Here is a 19,638-nt window from a genome sequence, read left to right as displayed (position 1 = left end):
CCTCCGGTTTCGAATGTCCCACGTCAGAAGAACGTAGCCGAAGGCTGTTTTAATCCATTTCGAACCGGCTTTTATTCCGGTTGTCGGTAGGCGACGAAGCGGTTGTGCTTGGCCTGGAAGATCAGGCCGGTCTCTTTGAGATCCGGGCTGGCCAGCGGCACGATGCGTTTGGCGATCTCGGAGGGGTGCGGCAATGTCTCGGGATCCTCACCGGGCACGGCTTGTGCGCGCATCGCGGTGCGGGTGGCGCCGGGGTCGGCTGCATTGACGCGCAGCGGCAGATTTTGCGTCTCATGCGCCCAGGAGCGCATCATGGTCTCCACCGCCGCCTTCGATGCCGCGTAAGGCGCCCAGAAGGCGCGCGCCGAATGCGCCGCGTTGGACGACAGGATAATCGCCCGGCCGGCATCCGAAAGCCGCAGCAGCGGGTCGACCGAGCGGATCAGCCGCCAGGTCGAGGTGACGTTGATGGTCATCACCTTTTCGAAGGTCTTGGCCTCGACATGGCCGATCGGCGAGATGACGCCAAGCACGCCGGCATTGGCGACGAGGATGTCGAGCTTGCCCCAGCGCTCGTGGATGGCGCCGCCCAGCCGGTCGATACCGGCCATGTCGGCGAGATCGAGCGGCACCAATGTCGCCTGGCCGCCGGCCGCCTTGATCTGGTCGTCGAGTTCTTCCAGCCCGCCGACGGTGCGGGCAACCGCGATGACATGCGCGCCGGCCGCAGCCAATTCCCTGGCGATGAAATAGCCGATGCCGCGCGAGGCGCCGGTGACGACCGCGACGCGGCCGGTAAGGTCGAGGGTCATGCGATGGCTTCCGGAACTCTGGCTAAGGCTGATGAGGATCCGCCAATTCTACGACCCGCTTGTCGCCAGCAGCGACAGCGTGCGCACATTGTCGTGGCCTTCGAAGTCGAGCAGGCGGGTCGGGTACTGGCCGGTGAAGCATGCATCGCAGAACTGCGGCTGCTCGTCGTCGCGGCTGGCCTCGCCGACGGCGCGGTAGAGACCGTTGATACTGAGGAAACCGAGCGAATCGACCCGGATGAACTCGGCCATCTCTTCCACCGACATGCGCGAAGCCAGCAGCTTCGACTTCTCCGGCGTGTCGACGCCATAGAAGCACGATGCGCTGGTCGGCGGCGAGGCGATGCGCATGTGCACTTCCTTGGCGCCGGCATCGCGCACCATCTGCACGATCTTCTGGCTGGTGGTGCCGCGCACGATGCTGTCGTCGACCAGCACCACGCGCTTGCCCTCGATCATGCGGCGATTGGCGTTGTGCTTGAGCTTGACGCCCATATGGCGGATCGAATCGCCAGGCTGGATGAAGGTGCGGCCGACATAGTGGTTGCGGATGATGCCGAGTTCGAAGGGAATGCCCGCCGCCTGGCTGAAGCCGATTGCCGCCGGCGTGCCGGAATCCGGCACCGGTACGACGATATCGGCGTCGACCGGATTTTCCTGCGCCAGTTCCGCGCCGATGCGCTTGCGTACCTCATAGACGTTACGGCCCTCGACCGAGGAGTCGGGTCGGGCGAAATAGACATATTCGAAGATGCAGAAGCGGGTCTTCTGCGGTTCGAACGGGAACAGGCTCTCAATGCCCTTGGAGGTGACGACGACCATCTCGCCGGGCTTCAGGTCGCGCACGAAACGCGCGCCGATGATGTCGAGCGCACAGGTCTCGGAGGCCAGGATCCAGGCGCCGTCGAGATCGCCCAGCACCAGCGGGCGGATGCCGAGCGGATCGCGGCAGCCGATCATCTTCTTGGCCGTCATCGCCACCAGCGAGAAGGCGCCCTCGACCTGGCGCACCGCGTCGATGAAGCGCGAATTGAGGTCGCGCTCCTTGCTGGTCGCGACCAGATGCAAAAGCGTCTCGGTGTCGGAGGTGGAGGAGAAGATCGCGCCTTGCTTCTGCAGCGCGCGCTGCACCGTCATGGCGTTGGTGAGGTTGCCGTTATGGGCGACGGCAAAGCCGCCATCGGCCAATTCGGCGAAGAAGGGTTGGATGTTGCGCATGCCGGCGCCGCCGGTGGTCGCGTAGCGCGTGTGGCCGATGGCGCGGTTGCCTTGCAGGCTGTCGATGACGCGCTGCTTGGTGAAGGTGTCGCCGATCAGGCCGACATGGCGTTCGACATGGAACTGGGTGCCGTCATAGGAGACGATGCCGGCCGCTTCCTGACCTCGATGCTGCAGCGCATGCAGACCGAGTGTGACGATGGCCGCCGCGTCCTGCCGGCCAAAGATGCCGAACACGCCGCACTCGTCATGGAAATGATCGTCAGCCTCGGCGGAAAGCACGTCGTCTGCGTCTGCCATCTTAAGCTCCGCTAAAATCGCCATATAAGGCGGTCGCACGTCGAAAGCAACGCACTGCATGCGATCGTTCACATGGATCGATCGTCAGACGCCCCGTTCCGACCTCAGTTCGCCGGCGCTGGCGCCGGCTTGGCGGTGTTGTCGGCAGGACCGGCGTCGTTGTCGTCAGGAGCCGGCGCATTGGCGTCGTCGCCGCCGGCTGGTGCATCCGCCGCCGGTGCGTCGGGCGCGACGGGGGTCTCGGCGGCCGGCTGATTCGGATTGAGCTTCTTGAGGATGGCGTTTTCCGGGTCCTCTGGCAGCAGGCTCTCGAGCTTGGCGCCGATCTGTTCCAGCAGCGGCCGCGACTTGGCTTCCGTGACCCAGGCCGGGGCCTTGGCGCCGGCCAGCCAGTTGAAGAACAGCAGCGCGACAGCGACGACCAGGACGCCGCGCGCGGCGCCGTAAAGGAAGCCGAGCGTGCGGTCGAGGGCGCCGATGCGCGAATCGATGATCCAGTCGGCAAGCTTCATGGTGATGACCGAGACGACGATCAGCGCGATGATGAAGACCACGCCTGCGGCCGCCGCCATGGCGATCTTCTCATTGTCGATATAGGGCTTCAGGTAGGGCAGGACCGGTTTGTAGAAGAAGAAGGCCGCCGCCGCCGCCGCCGCCCAGGAGACGACCGAAAGCACCTCGCGCGAAAAGCCGCGAACCATGGCGAGCATCGCCGAGACCAGGGTGAAGCCGACGAGAATTCCGTCAAGCAGCGTAATCGGCATGTCTTTGGCCCCACTCCGATCTCTTGTTCACGACTCGACGAGCCGCGTCATTCTTCATCGTCGGCACGGCCGCGCCGTGAGCCGGCTATGCGCGCCACGAGGTCGGCAAGCTCGGTGGGCTGGAAAGCGCCGGCCCCAATCCCCCCAGCAAGTTCCTCGCTGCCCACGGGCAGAACCGCGCTACCAAAACCCAGCTTTTCGGCTTCCTTGAGACGCTGCTGCGCATGCGCAACCGGCCTCACCGCGCCCGAAAGGCTGATTTCGCCGAAATAGACGCAATCGGCGGGGAGGGCAAGACCAGTGAGCGAGGAAACCAGTGCGGCGGCGACCGCGAGATCGGCCGCCGGCTCGCTGATGCGGTAGCCGCCGGCGACGTTGAGGTAGACGTCATGCTGCCCGAAACGCACACCGCAATGCGCCTCCAGCACTGCCAAGATCATCGACAGCCGCGCGCCGTCCCAGCCGACCACCGCCCGGCGCGGCGTGCCGAGCGAGGAGGCCGCGACCAGCGCCTGGATTTCGACCAGAACCGGCCTGGTGCCTTCCATGCCGGCGAAAACCGCTGCTCCCGGTGATTTCGCGTGCCGTTCGCCAAGGAAAAGCTCGGATGGATTGGAGACCTCGCGCAGACCTTTGTCCGACATTTCGAAGACCCCGATCTCGTCGGTCGGTCCGAAGCGGTTCTTCACCGTGCGCAGGATACGGAAGTGGTGGCCGCCTTCGCCCTCGAAATAGAGCACGCCATCGACCATGTGCTCGACCACGCGCGGACCCGCGATCTGGCCTTCCTTGGTGACATGGCCGACCAGCACGATCGCGGCACCCGTGGATTTCGCGTAGCGGATCATCGCCTGCGCGGCGGCGCGCACTTGTGTGACGGTGCCCGGCGCCGAATCGGCAAGGTCGGTCCACAGCGTCTGGATCGAATCGAGGATGACCAGATCGGGCCGCTTGCCGTCGGCGATCGTGGCAAGGATATCCTCGACATTGGTTTCGGCCGCGAGTTCCACCGGCGCCGAGGCGACGCCGAGCCTCTGCGCACGCAGCCTTATCTGGGCAACTGCCTCTTCGCCCGAGACATAGACGATGCGATGGCCCTTGGAGGCAAGTGCGGCCGCGGCCTGGGTGAGCAGCGTCGATTTGCCGATACCGGGATCGCCGCCGACCAGAAGTGCAGAGCCCCGAACGAAACCGCCACCGGTGGCGCGGTCGAGTTCGCCGATACCTGAGATGATGCGCGGCGCGTCCTCGATATCGCCTGAAAGTGTGGTCAGCACCACCGCGCGGCCCTTGCGGGCGTTGCGCGTGTTGGCAGGACCCGAGCCGATGCCGCCAGATGTGCCTTCCTCGACCAGCGTGTTCCACTCGCCGCAGGCATCGCATTTGCCGGCCCAGCGCTGATGCACCGAACCGCAATTCTGGCAGATGAACTGGACGCGGGATTTGACCACGCTTTACCTTCCCGCCCTCTGGCGGGCGCCGCGCGCGACAGCCAATCTCCCCCCGTGCGGGCGGGACGTCCGGCATGACAGAGGGGGGCGCCGCAGAGCGCCGAGACCCGTTACGGCTATCGAGGTCGCTGGCAAGGGGCTACTCAAACCTTTCCGCGATATGGTGCTCTTCCGCGAGATCGGAGAAGCGGGTGAATTCGCCGTGGAAGGCAAGCGTGACAGAGCCCGTCGGCCCATGGCGCTGCTTGGCCACGATCACCTCGGCCTTGCCGCGCATCTCGTTCATCTCGTTTTCCCACTTGACGTATTCCTCGGTGCCGAGCTTCGGCTCGCGGTTCTTGAGGTAATATTCCTCGCGATAGACGAAGATGACGACGTCGGCGTCCTGCTCGATCGAACCGGATTCGCGCAGGTCGGAGAGCTGCGGACGCTTGTCGTCGCGGCTTTCGACCTGACGCGACAGCTGCGACAGCGCGATGATCGGCACGGCCAGTTCCTTGGCCAGCGCCTTCAGGCCCGTGGTGATCTCGGTGATTTCCTGCACGCGGTTCTGCGAAGACTTGGCGGATGAGCCCTGCATCAGCTGAATATAGTCGATGACGATCAGATCCAGGCCGCGCTGGCGCTTCAGACGACGCGCGCGGGCAGACAACTGGGCAATGGAAATACCGCCGGTCTGGTCGATGAACAGCGGGATCTTCTGCATGGTCTGCGAACAGGCGACCAGCTTTTCGAAGTCCATTTCGCTGATTTCGCCACGGCGGATCTTGGAGGACGAAATTTCCGTCTGTTCGGAAATGATGCGGGTTGCCAGCTGTTCGGACGACATTTCGAGCGAGAAAAAACCGACCACGCCGCCATTGGCCGCCTTGAATGAGCCATCGGCCTGCTGCGCCGGCTCATACATCTCGGCAATGTTGAAGGCGATGTTGGTGGCGAGCGATGTCTTGCCCATGCCCGGACGGCCGGCGATGATGATCAGATCGGACGACTGCAGGCCGCCCATGCGGCGGTCGAGATCGCGCATGCCGGTGGCGAGGCCCGACAGACCGCCGTCACGCATATAGGCGGCGTTGGCCATGTCGACCGCGGTCTTGACCGCGTCGGTGAAGCTCTCGAAGCCGCCGTCATAGCGCCCTGTCTCGGCCAGCTCGAACAGGCGGCGCTCCGCGTCCTCGATCTGTTCGGAAGGCGACATGTCGACAGGGGCGTCATAAGCGATGTTGACCATGTCCTCGCCGACGGTGATCAACGCCCGGCGGGTCGCCAGATCATAAATGGCGCGGCCGTAGTCGGTGGCGTTTACGACGGTGACGGCTTCCACCGCCAGCCGCACCACATACTGCGCCACCGTCATGTCGCCGACCTTTTCGTCGGCGGGCAGGAAGGTCTTCAGCGTGATCGGCGTCGCCGCCTTACCCATGCGGATCAGCTCGGCCGCGACATCGAAGATCTTGCGGTGCAGGGGTTCGTAGAAATGGCCGGACTTCAGGAAGTCGGACACCCGGTAGAAGGCATCGTTATTGACAAGTATAGCGCCAAGCAGCGCCTGCTCGGCCTCGATGTTGTTGGGCGATTCGCGATAGAGCGGTTGCTCTGCCACGCCGAATTTTCGTGCTGCCTCTGCCATGATGTCCCCGATTTCGATCCCCGTCTGTCGATATCAGAACTGGACAAGTCAGTGCTGACTTATCTGCAACAGCCCGTGAAGAAGCGGCTTTGGTACTCGCGATTCACAGCCAAAATTTTTCCGTGGAAAGAATCGCAATTGACTCGAATCGAGAGTTGGCAACTTAGCGTTTTTCGCAGGAGAACAAAACAGGAAGGTGAGCGCTGGCGACACCGGATTGCGAGGCTGTCGTGTCTCTTTCATCCTCATGCCAGTGCATCGCCCCAATCCGCCCGCCGCGCCACCTTGAACGCGTCACCGTCGCGCTTGGTGAAGAGCCTTTCGCCGGCGCTGCCATTTGCCTCGCAAAGCTTGAGCACGACCTTGCCGGAACCGGATTTCGGCGGCGCGACGACCCGCGCGGCGCGGAAGGCAGCCGGCTGGCGCGAAGCGGCTACATAGATGAATTTCTCATCTTCCCACGGTACTTCCGCCTCTTTGGCCAGGCGGTGCAGGCGCGAGCGGGCGACGCGGCGGGAAAAGTGGCACCAGTCCGGCGGGTTGAGCGGGCAGGGCGCCTCGTGCGGACAGGGCGCCAGCACATGCGCGCCGGCCGCGATCAATTGTGCGCGTACAGCTAGAATGCGCAGCCAGCCCGCCGGCGTGCCCGGCTCGACGATCAACAGCGTGTCCTTGGTGAGTTGCCATAGCCGGTCGACCATTTTGGGCAGGGACGTCGGCGCGATCTCGTCCAGCACATAGGCACATGTGACGAGGTCGGCGGACTGGAGGTCGGCAATGTCGGTCGTGACATCGCCGGCCCGCCAGACGGTCTGGGCCGTGATCGCATTGGCGGCAAGCCTCTCACCGACCTTGCGCACCGCGGCACTCGCCTCAAGCAGCGTGGCCAGTTCCAGGTCAGGCCAGAGATCGCTGGTGGCCCAAAGCACGGTGCCGGGGCCGGCGCCGACGTCGAGCAAGGTCGCGGGTGTGAAATCCGGCCGGGCTTCGGCGAGCGCATCGAGGCTGGCGCGGACCGCGGCGTAGGTCGCCGGCATGCGCGTCGCCAGATAGGCCTTGACCGCCATGTCCTGCGCCATATGCAGCCGACCGTCGCGCAATTCGGCGCGGTAGCGGTCGGACAGGGTTTTCGCCGCCTGCTTCAGGTCCGGCAGCGCCACCTTTTCCAAAAGGCGATCGACGCCCTGTCGAAGAGCGGCCGGCAGCTCCATGGCCTATGCCCCCCTGGGTGCAAGCAGGATAATCGAGGCGCCGGCCATGCAGAGCGCCGCGCCGGCAAGGTCCCAGCGATCGGGCCGCACGCCATCGGCCAGCCACAACCAGGCGAGCGAGGCAGCGATGTAGATACCGCCATACGCGGCATAGGCGCGGCCGGCTGCATTGGTGTCGACCAACGCCAGAAGCCAGGCGAACACAATCAGAGAGGCAAAGCCAGGCAGCAGCCAGAGCGGCGATTTCTCCAGCCGCCACCACGCCCACACCGAAAAGCAGCCGGCGATCTCGGCAAGCGCCGCGGCTGTGTAGAGGAGATAGGTCATGAAAAAAGGCCTCGCGACGATCACGAGGCCTTTTTCGGGGCAGGAGCCTATAATGGCAAGCGCCAATAATGCGTCCCGTCAGCGCTGTCCCTATTCCGCCACCTTGCGTCGGCGGGCGGGCTTGGCGGACTTCTCGACAGGAGCCGCCTCGCGGCGGCCCATGTCGCGCAACTCCAGCGCCTTCTCGCATTTGGCCATATAGTCGCGCGTCATCGGCAGCGTGTCGTTCTTCTTGGCGATCTGGAACTGGAAAATCACCAAGTCCTGCCAACGGAAGGCAGCTTCCGAGGCGGCCAGATAGAACTCCCACATGCGGCAGAAGCGTTCGTCATAGATCGCCTTTGCCTTGTCGCGGTTGGCTGCGAAGCGCTGGCCCCAATGCTTCAGCGTGTCGGCATAATGGAGCCGCAGGATTTCGACGTCGGTGACCACGAGGCCGGACTTCTCGATCGCCGGCAGCACCTCGGACATTGCCGGGATGTAGCCGCCCGGGAAAATATACTTGCGGATGAAGGCGCTGGTCGCCCACGGCACGCCGGAGCGGCCGATCGTGTGCAAAAGCATGACGCCATCAGGCTTCAGCAATGTTGCCGCCTTGTCGAAGAAGGTGCGGTAATGGTTGACCCCGACATGCTCGAACATGCCGACCGAGACAATGCGGTCGAAGCGTTCGTTGAGCTCGCGATAGTCCTTCAGTTCGAAATGGACGTGGTTTTCCAGCCCTTGCGCATGAGCCCGGTCGGTGGCGACGCCATGCTGTTCCGTCGACAGCGTCACGCCTTGCACGTCGACATCGAAGGCCTTGGCCAGATAGAGGCCGAGCCCGCCCCAGCCGGAGCCGATGTCGAGCACTGTCTGGCCGGCCTTCAGCCTGAGCTTGGCGGCGATGTGACGTTTCTTGGCGGCCTGCGCCTCGTCGAGCGTCATGTCCGGCTGCTCGAAATAGGCACAGGAATACTGCATGTCCTCATCGAGGAAGAGCCGGTAAAGCTCGCCCGACAGATCGTAGTGGCGCTGCACGTTGCGGCGCGAGCGCGAGGTGGTGTTGATCTGCTGCAGGCGGCGGAAGGCGTGGCGCAGGCCCTCGATGGCTTTCGACCACGTCGCGTCGATGCCGCCGCTGCCCATGTTCTGGAAGGCAATGCGCATCAGTCCGAGAACGCCGCCTTCGAGAATGTCCAGCTCGCCGTCCATGTAGGATTCAGGCACCGCCAGCATCGGATCGAAGGTGATGGCGCGCTCGGCATGCCTGGTCTTGATGTGCATGTGCACCGGCTCGCCGCTGCCGTCGCCGAAGATGAACGTCGTGCCCTTCGGCCCGGTTACCTTGAGGCTGCCCGTGCGCACCAGGCGGTCGAGAACGCGCTTCAACAGAATATTCATGGTCCGGTGTCCCCTCACGGTCAGACAGGCTGTCCTACTCTGCATCAATATATAGGGTTTCGAAAAGTTCCTTTTGGCACAAAAATGCCCGGGCGAGAGGCCCGGGCATTGGTCCAGAAATGACTGGAAATCGACAGCACGATCGCAGCGCCGGTCCGGCGCTCGGAGCGTATGTGATCAGGCGTTTTCTTCGCCGCCTTCGAACTCGGCATTCGGATCGAAGAAGTTTTCCGGCCGCGCATTGTCGTTGATGTCGTCGCCATAAATGGCTTCGGCGGTGGTCAGCGTCTCGCCCTTGGCCTGGCGCTCGGCTTCGTCAGCCGTGCGGGCGATGTTGAGCGTGATGGTGACTTCGACTTCCGGATGCAGCGCGATTGCCACATTGGTGACGCCGATGGTCTTGATTGGCTGGTTGAGCTGGATCTGGTTGCGGTTGACCGTGAAGCCTTCCGCGGTCAGCAGGTCGGCGATATCGCGCGTCGACACCGAACCGTAGAGCTGACCGGTCTCACCGGCCGAGCGAACGGCGATGAAGCTCTTGCCGTCCAGCTTTTCGGCAACCTCTGCGGCTTCCGACTTGCGCTCAAGGTTGCGGGCTTCGAGCTGGGCGCGCTGGCCTTCAAACTTCTTCTTGTTGGCTTCGTTGGCGCGCAACGCCTTGCCCTGCGGCAGCAGGAAGTTGCGGGCGAAACCGTCCTTGACCTTGACGGTATCGCCCATCTGGCCGAGGCGGGAGACGCGTTCGAGAAGGATAACGTCCATGATTATGTTCCTTTCGGTTGGGCGTCCGTCCACAAGGCCGACGCCGAATTCTTTGGAACAGGTCAGGAAGCAAAAGGGCGTTGCCGCCGGTGTCGCTGTCCTGCCTGTCGCGGCAGTTAGAGGTTTTGACCTCAACTCGGGATTTGACGCTAACCGGTCATGCCCGTCATGGCCGGTGACAGGAACGGGCGGCGAACCGCCCGTTCGGAAGAATTAGCGAACCACGTAGGGCAGCAGGCCGAGGAAACGGGCGCGCTTGATCGCCTTGGCGAGCTCGCGCTGCTTCTTCTGGCTGACCGCGGTGATGCGCGACGGCACGATCTTGCCGCGCTCGGAAATGTAGCGCTGCAAAAGACGCACGTCCTTGTAGTCGATCTTCGGGGCGTTGGCGCCGGAGAACGGGCAGGTCTTGCGGCGGCGATGGAAAGGGCGCCGGGTCGGGATCTGGTTGATGTCGACCATTATTCTGCACCCCCTTCAAAACCTTCGCGTGGACGGCGCGGACCACGGTCGCCGCCTTCGCGATCGCCGAACGAACGCGGGCCACGATCGCCGCGGTCGCCGAAGCTGCGGGCCGGCCGATCGCCACGGTCGCGATCGCCGAAGCCACCACGCTCGGAGCGCTCTTCGCGCTTCTGCATCATGGCCGAAGGGCCTTCCTCATGCGCCTCGACCTTGATGGTCAGGAAGCGCAGCACGTCCTCGGACAGACCCATCTGGCGCTCCATCTCGTTGAGCGCTGCCGGCGGGCAGGTGAGGTCCATCAGCGTGTAGTATGCCTTCCGGTTCTTGTTGACCCGGTAGGTGAGGGACTTCAGTCCCCAGTTCTCGACCCGGCCGACGGACCCGCCATTCGCTGAGATGACGCCCTTGTACTGTTCGACAAGCGCATCGACCTGCTGCTGCGAGAGGTCCTGCCGGGCAAGAAACACATGTTCGTAAAGAGCCATTATGTCTTGGTGCCTTTCTTCGTTTCTCTCCCGGTTCCCGGCGGCAAAAGCCTCTGCAACTTCTCTGACCCGCATGTGCCTCGAAAGGCGCGGGGAAGAAAGGAGCATGACGAGACGGTCGAGAGCGGAGACACGGGAGGCGGAAACGCTTCTGGCTTCACACGAAGGTTCTCGAAAAAACCTCCGGCCCTCCGTTCAGCCCCCAGCTGGGACCGGCAGATTGGCGGCGTCTATAAAGCAATCCGCTGATAAAGCAAGGCCAAGCGGCATCCCTGATGTCGCAGGCCGCAGGAACCCAGGTAGCAGCGCCCGGCAGGCCGGCGATTTTCCCGGCAACCGGCCCTTAACCGCAATGTCAGGTCGCACAGGGTTGAGCCATGCCGTCAACGGTCGCCAACCGCACCCATTACAGCGCCTCCGCCTCGAATCCCAGCGACTATTATGCCATCGATGATCCGGCCAAGCTGCCGAACGTGTTTCTGCAGATCGCCAACAAATTTTCGAAGCTGCAATTGACGAACTGAGCGGCTGCTCCGAAGGCGGGCGGCAGGGGAAATTAAGCGCCCGCCGATCGGCTCAACTCGTATGGGCGACGATCTTGTCGACCGTTTCGGGGAAGAAGTCGGGCGCGGCATGGCGCTTGCCGAACATCATGTCGTACTGGATCAGCCGGAAGTCGCGGATCGCCGGGTCAATCTCTTTCTGACGCGACCAGTCTGGCGTGGCCGCCCCGGCCGGCGTGAGCAGCAGGTTGCGGTCGACGACGCGATAGCGCTCCCGCATCTCGCCCAGGAAACCGGTGTAGTAAGGGTGGGTGATGCCGGCGGCGGTGAGGATATGATAGGGCAGGAACGCGGGGCTGACCGTGCCCAGATTCTCGACCGGGCCGGAGCGGTTCGACCAGATGATCAGCGGTGTCGCGTGATGTTCGAGGGCGGCTTCCGGCGTCGGTTCCTTGCGCGGCGCGACGTTGTCCTTCAGGAAGCCGGTCTCGACATAGACCGGTCCGAGCGGCGGCAGGTGGTCACCGAAAAAGGCGACAATCGTGGGCCGCTCGCGCCTCTTGGCCCATTCGATCAGCCGTTCAAGGCCGCGGTCCGCGTCGGCTGAACCTTCGGCGTAGGAGAGCAGCGAGTCGCGCGCCCACTGGCTGATCGGCGCTTGCACCGAATGGGTCGGATTCGAATAACGGTTCGGTTCATAGGGGCCGTGGTTCTGCAGACTGACGGCGAAGAAGAACACCGGGTCCTCGCTGGCGTCCGCTTCGCGTATGATCTCGTCGGTCATCGCCGCGTCGGATGCCAGCGGTCCGCGCTTTTCCATGGGCGGCAGCGTCTCTTCCGATTTGAAGTCGTTGAAACCGAAATCGGCATAGACCGCGCCGCGGTTCCAGAACCAGTTCGTGCCTGGATGGATGGCGCGTGCCCTGTAGCCTTGGCTCTTCAGGAAGGTCGCCATCGACGGCGTCGGGGTGCGGACATATTGCTGGTAGGGGATGCTGCCGGCCGGCAGGAAAGCATTGGAAAAGCCGGTCAGCGCTTCGAATTCGATGTTGGCGGTCATGCCGCCGAATTCGGGCGAGAACATCGAGCCCGAGCGGAGCGCCCGCACATTGGGCATCGGATCGGGAGTGATGGTGACTCCGGGCAGCTTGGTTGGATCCCAGAAGGATTCGCTCATGACGATGATGATGTCCGGCTTCTGGGCCGGCACCGAGGCGGTCACCTCGGGCCGCTCGATCGCCGCGATCGCCTTGTCGGAATAGCCCGGCGGTGCCGAGACATGCGCCATCGGCACGTTGAGCGCGAAGGCGAGCGCGAAGCCGTTGGAGGCGTAGTTTTCCTTCTGGTCCCACATGATCGGGATGATCTGCAGCCGGTCCCTGGTCCACGAGAAGGTGGCGTAATCCATGATCGAAACGAAGAAGGCGAGCAGCGGCACCGCCAGCGTCAGCCGGGCAAGGCGGCCCTTGCGGCTGAGGGCCGGAACCCTGCGGCGCCATAGCCGCCAGCCGTAGACGAGCAGGGACAGGCCGGCGACGATGCCCGCGACCATGGCCAGCGCTGTCATTGGCCGCTCGCGCACCAAGAGCGGCAGCAGGGCGAAGATCTGGCGGGCGTAGAGGAAATCCGTCGGGTAGAGCGGATCGCCGAGATAATGCGACTTCTGGTGGCCGACAAAGGCCAGCGACAAGGTCAGCGGCGCGACGATCATCAGGCTCTGATGGCTGCGGCCGAGCACCGCGTCGAGACCGATCAGGACCAGCGCGAAGACGACGATAGTTGTCCAGCCCGGCTTGAACGGCTGCAGGAAGAAGAAAACGGTGCCGGCGACATCGCCGCGCACGATCAGTTCGATGGCGAACACCAAGACGGCCGAGATCGCCAGGCTGATCAGCCCGTAGCGGACAACAGGCCATCTACGGCCCGGCAGATAGCCGGTGGACGGATCGTCTTCCAGGAACTGCGGCGCCGCGTTGCCGGCACGTTTGAAACTCTTTGCCACTTCAACTTCCCGCCCAAAGACAACCCACGTCATTCGATTGTCATATAATTGTCACGCAAAGCTAGCGCCTGTGGCGGAAATAAGAAGAGCCAGCGAACGATTCGTGAGCGGTTTTCATCAGGTGTGATCGCCAAAAAGCCTTTCGGAACAGGCACTCGCGCGGGGATAGGCCCATTGGCATGGGCTGAAGTGGCTTGACTTGGCGGCCTGCCTTGCGTCACAGGCAGGGAAAATTCGTAGTATCAGGCAAGCAAAACCAGTCAGGGGAGCCCTCGCATGGCCGTTGCATTCACCTTTCCGGGACAGGGTAGCCAGGCTGTCGGCATGGGCAAGGATCTTGCCGATGCCTTTCCCGAGGCACGCAGGATTTTCCAGGAAGTCGATGACGCGCTCGGCGAAAACCTGTCGAAGCTGATCTGGGAAGGTCCCGAAGAGACGCTGACGCTGACGGCCAACGCGCAGCCGGCGCTGATGGCGGTGTCGCTTGCCGCCATCAGGGCGATGGAATCGCGCGGCTTCTCGCTGAAGGACAAGATCGCTTATGTCGCCGGCCATTCGCTGGGCGAATATTCGGCACTCGCCGCCGCCGGCTTCGTTTCCGTTGCCGATGCCGCCCGCCTGCTGCGCATCCGCGGCAACGCCATGCAGGCAGCGGTGCCGGCCGGCGAGGGCGCCATGGCGGCGATCATCGGGTTGGAGCAGGCCGATGTCGAAGCCGCCTGTGCTGAGGCCGCCCTGGGGGCTGGCAGGGGGGCCGTCTGCCAGGTGGCGAACGACAATGGCGGCGGCCAACTGGTCATATCAGGCGCGAAGGCGGCGGTTGAACTGGCAGCGAAACTGTGCACCGAAAAAGGTGCCAAACGGGCGCTGATGCTGCAGGTTTCGGCGCCCTTCCATTCCGCCTTGATGACGCCGGCCGCCAATGTCATGCGCGAGGCACTTGCCGGCGTGACAAAGACCGCGCCAATCGTTCCCGTGGTGTCCAACGTATCGGTGCAGCCGTTGACCGATCCCGACGGGATCGCCGGGCGCCTGGTCGAGCAGGTGACCGGTCGCGTCCGCTGGCGCGAAACGGTGGAATGGTTCGGCGCCAACGGCGTCACCACGCTTTACGAGATCGGTGCCGGCAAGGTGCTTTCAGGACTGGCTCGTCGCATCAACCGCGACATCGCCACCGCCTCCGTGGGTTCCGCACCCGAGGTCGAGGCGGCTGTGGCTGCGCTGTGACTTGAATTCTTCGCCGCCGACATCTTCTTTGACGACTTTTTGGAGATATCGGATTGGGGATTACCGCGTAATCTGCGATGTACAGGACAAGCGGCTGGTCATTCTGGTGGTAACGATTGGCCATCGGGGTGATGTTTATCGATAACCGTCCGTACGATTTGAGAAGAGGACAAGAGATGTTCGAACTGACCGGCCGCAAGGCGCTTGTCACCGGCGCATCGGGGGGCATCGGCGAGGCGATCGCCAGGGTGTTGCATGCGCAAGGCGCGACCGTCGGCCTGCACGGCACGCGCGTTGAGAAACTGGAGACGCTGGCCTCCGAATTGGGCGACCGGGTCAAGCTGTTCCCGGCCAACCTGTCGAACCGTGACGAGGTCAAGGCACTCGGCCAGAAGGCGGAGGCGGATCTCGAGGGCGTCGACATCCTGGTCAACAATGCCGGCATCACCAAGGACGGCCTGTTCGTGCGCATGTCGGACGCCGACTGGGATACGGTGATGGAGGTCAATCTCACCGCCGTTTTCCGGCTGACCCGTGAACTCACTCACCCGATGATGCGCCGCCGCCATGGCCGTATCATCAACATCACTTCGGTGGTCGGGGTGACCGGCAATCCCGGCCAGGCGAATTACTGCGCCTCCAAGGCCGGCATGATCGGCTTGTCCAAATCGCTGGCGCAGGAGATCGCCACCCGCAACATCACCGTCAACTGCGTCGCGCCGGGCTTCATCGAATCGGCGATGACCGACAAGCTCAATGACAAGCAGAAAGAGGCGATCATGGCGGCGATCCCCACCAAGCGCATGGGCACCAGTGCCGAAGTGGCGTCCGCCGTTGCTTATCTGGCTTCGAACGAGGCCGCCTACGTAACCGGGCAGACCATACATGTGAATGGCGGTATGGCGATGATCTGAGCGAAGCCCGACAGCAACGCCGACGGGCTGTGAAAACCCACCATTTCGGCTTGGACCTCGGCTATTTTTCGTGTAATGCGGCCCGCAACCCGGCGGTTCGGGCAAAAACCGGTCCGTGGCCGTTGCGTTTCCGGCAGGACCATCTTTCAGCTTGATTAGCGGCATTCCGCCCGCTAACGAAGACAGACAAACAATAGACGAGGATGCCCCAAATGAGTGACACCGCAGAGCGCGTCAAGAAGATCGTCATCGAGCACCTTGGCGTCGATGCCGACAAAGTGACGGAGCAGGCGAGCTTCATCGATGATCTGGGCGCTGACAGCCTCGACACGGTTGAACTCGTCATGGCGTTTGAAGAAGAATTCGGCGTCGAGATCCCCGATGACGCGGCCGAGACCATCCTGACGGTCGGCGATGCGGTGAAGTACATCGACAAGGCTTCGGCCTGACGCTTTTCGCAGTCGTCACCGGGGAGGACCTGCGATGAGGCGTGTCGTCGTCACGGGCCTTGGCCTGGTTTCGCCGTTCGGTATGGGCTTCGAGCACGGCTGGAAGGAACTGCTGACCGGCCGCAGCGCTGCCAAGCGCGTCACCGAGTTCGAGGTGGACGATCTTGCCTGCAAGATCGCCCACGTCATTCCGCGCGGCGACGGCTCCAACGGCACGCTCAATCCCGAAGCCATTCTTGAGCCGAAGGAACTTCGCAAGATCGGCGACTTCATCCTGTACGGGATCGCGGCCGCCGATGAAGCGCTGAAGGATTCCGGCTGGCAGCCTTCAACCGAGGAGGAGCGTTGCGCCACCGGTGTGCTGATCGGCTCCGGTATCGGCGGTCTTGAGGGCATCGCCGAGAACGCGATCATCCTCAAGGAACGCGGCCCGCGTCGCATCAGCCCGTTCTTCATTCCCGGAAACATCATCAATCTCGTGTCGGGCCAGGTTTCGATCCGGCACGGGTTGAAAGGCCCCAACCACGCTGTCGTCACCGCTTGCTCGACCGGCGCGCACGCCATTGGCGACGCCGCCCGGCTGATCATCTTCGGCGATGCCGACATCATGCTGGCTGGCGGCGCCGAATCGCCGGTGACCCGGCTGTCGCTCGCCGGCTTCGCCGCATGCCGGGCGCTGTCGACCGAGCGCAACGATACCCCGCAAACGGCCTCGCGGCCCTATGACCGCGACCGTGACGGCTTCGTCATGGGCGAGGGCGCCGGCGTCCTCGTGCTGGAGGAGCTTGAGCATGCCAAGGCGCGCGGCGCCAAGATCTATGCCGAGGTGACCGGCTACGGCCTGACCGGCGACGCCTACCACATCACCGCACCGGCTGAAGATGGCGACGGTGCTTTCCGTTGCATGACGGCGGCGTTGAACCGGGCAAAGCTTACGCCGGCCGATGTCGACTACATCAATGCGCACGGCACCTCGACCATGGCCGATACGATCGAACTCGGCGCCGTCGAACGGCTGGTCGGCGATGCGGCGTCGAAGATTTCGATGTCGTCGACCAAGTCGTCGATCGGCCATTTGCTGGGAGCGGCAGGCGCGGCCGAAGCGATCTTTTCGATCCTCGCCATCCGCGACAATATCGCACCGGCGACCATCAATCTCGACAATCCAGAACGCGAAACCGCTATCGACCTGGTGCCGAACAAGCCACGCGCCCGCCAGATCGACGTGGCACTGTCCAATTCCTTCGGCTTCGGTGGCACCAACGCCTCGCTCGTCTTCCAGCGGTATAATGGCTGACGGTCCGGTTACCGGGCAATGCTTTGGCGTGTCGTCAATTTTGCCATATTCGCCCCTACTCTGCCGCAGGGGATTCGTTGAGAGATCGAACGGTAGGGCGACATGAACACTAATCCGTCGGGCAACGGAGAATTCGGGCAAAGGCCGGCGAACACCGGGCCGATCGTGCCGAAGACGGCCAGCGAAGCCTTGCGGCCCGAAGCCGGAACACCGCCGCCGAAACGCTCGCGTGCTTCGCGCAGCCAGGTCGTCGTGTTCATGAACTTCGTCATCTCGGCGGTGATGCTGATCGTTCTGGCGGCGGGCGTGGCCCTCTATTTCGGCAAGCAGGAGTTTACCGAACCCGGCCCATCCGCCAATGGCGACACTTTCCTCGTCAAGCCCAGCACCGGCGTCCAGGACATTGCCGACCAGCTCGAGCGCCGCGGATTGATCAGCGACGCCCGCGTATTCCGCCTCGGGGTGCGTGCCTTCGGCAACGATTCCGCGCTCAAGGCCGGTGAGTACGAGATCAAGCCCAGGGCATCCATGCGCGACATCATGGAACTGCTGAAGAGCGGCAAGTCGGTGATGTATTCGCTGACTATTCCCGAGGGGCTGACGGTCGAGCAGGCCTTGCAGCGCATCGCCGACGAACCGGCTTTGAGCGGCGATATGCCGGCGAAGACACCCCCTGAAGGCAGCCTTGCCACCGACACGCTACGCTTCACGCGTGGCGCAACGCGTCAGCAGATGGTCGACAAGCTGCTCGCCGATCAGAAGAAACTGGTCGATGAGGTGTGGCAGCGGCGCGCGCCGGATCTGCCCCTGGCCAGCGTCGAGGACTTTGTCACCCTGGCCTCGATCGTCGAGAAGGAAACCGGCAAGGGCGACGAACGCTCGCGCGTGGCCGCCGTCTTCCTGAACCGCTTGGCCAAGGGCATGCGCCTGCAGTCCGATCCGACCATCATCTACGGTCTGTTTGGCGGCAAGGGCAAGCCGGCGGATCGCCCGATCTATCAGTCCGACATCCAGAAGCAGACGCCTTACAACACCTATGTGATCAGCGGCTTGCCGCCGACGCCCATCGCCAATCCGGGCCGCGCGGCCCTCGAGGCCGTGGCCAACCCGTCGAAGACCGACGATCTCTATTTTGTCGCCGACGGCACGGGCGGTCACGTCTTTGCTTCGACGCTGAACGAGCATAATGAAAACGTCGCCCGCTATCGCGCGCTGCAGAAGAAGCAGGCCGATGAGGCAGCCAAGGCCGCTGCTGCCGCCGGTGCCAGCGGCAGTGCCGACAAGCCAGCTGACGACAAGCCTGCCATTGACAGCGGCACCGATGGCGACAATGGCGATGCTGGCGGTGATGCAGGCGCGGCCCAGTAAGGCGAAGAAAAGCGTTGCCTGGAAGGCGGCGGCCTGACATTTGAAGGAACGCCAGGCGTCCAATTTCGACGTATTCGCGGAATGGTCATTTTAAGTTAAGCCGCACTCGTCCCTCCGGAAAACCGGTTTCGGGGTGAGGCGCCAGGGATGTGCAGGCGACATGAATTTGCAGAGCATGACCGGTTTTGCGCGCGCCGTCGCCGAGCATGACGGCACCTCCGTTGCCTGGGAAGTCAAATCCGTCAACGGCAAGAGCGTCGAGGTGCGGTTGCGGCTGCCTCAGGGGTTCGAGCGGTTGGAGCCTGTGCTTCGGCAAACGCTGCAGAAGCGTTTCGCGCGCGGCAACTTCCAGGCGACGCTGACCATCGGCCGTGCCGCCGGCGCGCAGGCGCAACCTGTGGTCAACGAGGTTTTTTTGAAAGATCTTGCCGGCCTGGCCAAGCGATTGCAGGAACAGTTCGGCGTTGCGCCCGCAACGGCTGACGGTTTGCTGTCGCTGCGTGGTGTGCTCGACGTTCCCGAAACCATCGAAACCGACGAGGCGCGGGCCGCGCTCGACACCGCCATCATGGCCGCGCTCGACGTGGCGCTGAACGGCCTGGAACAGGCCCGGCAGGGCGAAGGTGCCGCATTGGCCCTGCTTTTGTCCGGTCATATCGACGTCATCGAGACACTGACCCTGCGCGCGGAAGCGGATCCGTCGCGCGATACGGCGGCGATCCGCGAACACATCGCCGAGCAGGTCAGGCTGTTGATGGATGCATCCGCCAATCTGGATGCAAGCCGATTGCACATGGAGGCGGCGTTTCTTGCCACCAAGGCCGATATTCGCGAGGAGATCGACCGGCTGAAAACGCATGTCGCGTCTGGCCGGGCCTTACTCGAGGGCGGCGGCGCCGTTGGCCGCAAGCTCGATTTTCTGGCACAGGAATTTAACCGCGAATCGAATACGCTGTGTTCGAAGTCGAATGCCGCCGCCGTCACCGCGATCGGACTGGAACTGAAGGCGGTCGTCGACCAGTTTCGTGAACAGGTCCAGAATCTGGAGTAGCCGATGGTTGCCAAGGAAC

Annotated in this window: 19 protein-coding genes and 1 pseudogene; 8 read left to right on the top strand and 12 right to left on the bottom strand. The window is 63.4% G+C overall.

Annotated features, from left to right (window positions below; translation table 11 throughout):
* Positions 1–71: 71 nt before the first annotated feature.
* The 11 genes from FJ543_RS29100 to rpsF all read right to left on the bottom strand — a co-directional run bounded on the left by FJ543_RS29100 (position 72) and on the right by rpsF (position 10,808).
* Positions 72–812 (bottom strand): SDR family NAD(P)-dependent oxidoreductase, encoded by a 741-nt coding sequence (locus tag FJ543_RS29100; RefSeq protein WP_140726372.1) that lies wholly within the window; start codon positions 810–812, stop codon positions 72–74.
* Positions 813–860: 48 nt separating this feature from the next.
* Positions 861–2,330, bottom strand: coding sequence for an amidophosphoribosyltransferase (gene purF / locus FJ543_RS29095; RefSeq protein WP_015318516.1), 1,470 nt, complete (start codon positions 2,328–2,330; stop codon positions 861–863).
* Between the two features lie 104 nt (positions 2,331–2,434).
* Positions 2,435–3,094 carry a CvpA family protein gene (locus tag FJ543_RS29090; RefSeq protein ID WP_015318515.1) on the bottom strand — a complete coding sequence of 220 codons (660 nt, stop codon included), beginning with the start codon at positions 3,092–3,094 and terminating at the stop codon, positions 2,435–2,437.
* 47 nt (positions 3,095–3,141) lie between these two features.
* Positions 3,142–4,545 carry a DNA repair protein RadA gene (radA, locus tag FJ543_RS29085; RefSeq protein WP_140823737.1) on the bottom strand — a complete coding sequence of 468 codons (1,404 nt, stop codon included), beginning with the start codon at positions 4,543–4,545 and terminating at the stop codon, positions 3,142–3,144.
* Between the two features lie 139 nt (positions 4,546–4,684).
* A complete protein-coding gene (locus FJ543_RS29080) occupies positions 4,685–6,175 on the bottom strand; it encodes a replicative DNA helicase (RefSeq protein ID WP_015318513.1) in 1,491 nt (496 codons plus the stop codon).
* A 245-nt stretch (positions 6,176–6,420) separates the two neighbouring features.
* Positions 6,421–7,386: a small ribosomal subunit Rsm22 family protein gene (locus FJ543_RS29075; protein ID WP_140878615.1), complete on the bottom strand. Its 966-nt coding sequence runs from the start codon at positions 7,384–7,386 to the stop codon at positions 6,421–6,423.
* 3 nt (positions 7,387–7,389) lie between these two features.
* Positions 7,390–7,713 carry a YnfA family protein gene (locus FJ543_RS29070; RefSeq protein WP_015318511.1) on the bottom strand — a complete coding sequence of 108 codons (324 nt, stop codon included), beginning with the start codon at positions 7,711–7,713 and terminating at the stop codon, positions 7,390–7,392.
* Between the two features lie 90 nt (positions 7,714–7,803).
* Entirely contained in the window at positions 7,804–9,096 is a 1,293-nt protein-coding gene (locus tag FJ543_RS29065; RefSeq protein ID WP_140617226.1) for a cyclopropane-fatty-acyl-phospholipid synthase family protein, read from the bottom strand.
* A 177-nt stretch (positions 9,097–9,273) separates the two neighbouring features.
* Entirely contained in the window at positions 9,274–9,858 is a 585-nt protein-coding gene (gene rplI / locus FJ543_RS29060; RefSeq protein WP_015318509.1) for a 50S ribosomal protein L9, read from the bottom strand.
* Positions 9,859–10,071: 213 nt separating this feature from the next.
* On the bottom strand, positions 10,072–10,320 hold the full coding sequence (gene rpsR / locus FJ543_RS29055; RefSeq protein ID WP_006203718.1) for a 30S ribosomal protein S18: 249 nt from the start codon (positions 10,318–10,320) through the stop codon (positions 10,072–10,074).
* A complete protein-coding gene (gene rpsF / locus FJ543_RS29050; RefSeq protein WP_015318508.1) occupies positions 10,320–10,808 on the bottom strand; it encodes a 30S ribosomal protein S6 in 489 nt (162 codons plus the stop codon). Before rpsF ends, rpsR begins: the two co-directional genes overlap by 1 nt.
* 377 nt (positions 10,809–11,185) lie before the next feature.
* Between rpsF and FJ543_RS31640 the strand changes: the two genes are divergently transcribed.
* The gene (locus FJ543_RS31640) at positions 11,186–11,332 is read left to right on the top strand and encodes a hypothetical protein (protein ID WP_181166406.1); all 147 of its coding nucleotides are present in this window, start codon (positions 11,186–11,188) and stop codon (positions 11,330–11,332) included.
* Between the two features lie 52 nt (positions 11,333–11,384).
* Here FJ543_RS31640 and FJ543_RS29045 read toward each other — a convergent pair whose 3' ends face one another.
* Positions 11,385–13,346, bottom strand: a complete 1,962-nt coding sequence (locus FJ543_RS29045; protein ID WP_140878614.1) for an LTA synthase family protein — start codon at positions 13,344–13,346, stop codon at positions 11,385–11,387.
* A 243-nt stretch (positions 13,347–13,589) separates the two neighbouring features.
* Here FJ543_RS29045 and fabD point away from each other — a divergent pair, with 243 nt between their 5' ends.
* From fabD to FJ543_RS29010, 7 genes and pseudogenes are all read left to right on the top strand, one after another.
* Positions 13,590–14,540, top strand: coding sequence for an ACP S-malonyltransferase (fabD, locus tag FJ543_RS29040; protein ID WP_140617224.1), 951 nt, complete (start codon positions 13,590–13,592; stop codon positions 14,538–14,540).
* A 37-nt stretch (positions 14,541–14,577) separates the two neighbouring features.
* A pseudogene (locus FJ543_RS32040) lies at positions 14,578–14,685 on the top strand (type II toxin-antitoxin system RelE/ParE family toxin); the annotation flags it as partial.
* Positions 14,686–14,716: 31 nt separating this feature from the next.
* A complete protein-coding gene (gene fabG / locus FJ543_RS29030) occupies positions 14,717–15,454 on the top strand; it encodes a 3-oxoacyl-[acyl-carrier-protein] reductase (RefSeq protein ID WP_140617222.1) in 738 nt (245 codons plus the stop codon).
* A gap of 212 nt (positions 15,455–15,666) precedes the next feature.
* Complete coding sequence (locus FJ543_RS29025) at positions 15,667–15,903, top strand: acyl carrier protein (RefSeq protein WP_006203723.1); 237 nt, start codon at positions 15,667–15,669, stop codon at positions 15,901–15,903.
* A 34-nt stretch (positions 15,904–15,937) separates the two neighbouring features.
* Positions 15,938–17,200, top strand: coding sequence for a beta-ketoacyl-ACP synthase II (gene fabF, locus FJ543_RS29020; RefSeq protein WP_023773396.1), 1,263 nt, complete (start codon positions 15,938–15,940; stop codon positions 17,198–17,200).
* A gap of 102 nt (positions 17,201–17,302) precedes the next feature.
* A complete protein-coding gene (mltG, locus tag FJ543_RS29015; RefSeq protein ID WP_140878613.1) occupies positions 17,303–18,568 on the top strand; it encodes an endolytic transglycosylase MltG in 1,266 nt (421 codons plus the stop codon).
* Between the two features lie 160 nt (positions 18,569–18,728).
* Positions 18,729–19,619 carry a YicC/YloC family endoribonuclease gene (locus tag FJ543_RS29010; protein WP_140878612.1) on the top strand — a complete coding sequence of 297 codons (891 nt, stop codon included), beginning with the start codon at positions 18,729–18,731 and terminating at the stop codon, positions 19,617–19,619.
* The last annotated feature ends 19 nt before the right edge of the window (positions 19,620–19,638 follow it).

This window comes from Mesorhizobium sp. B2-5-7 (assembly GCF_006440875.1).
Classification (GTDB): domain Bacteria; phylum Pseudomonadota; class Alphaproteobacteria; order Rhizobiales; family Rhizobiaceae; genus Mesorhizobium; species Mesorhizobium australicum.
The sequence above is the reverse complement of the archived record's forward strand: the minus strand, read 5'-3'. Positions and strand labels throughout refer to the sequence as shown.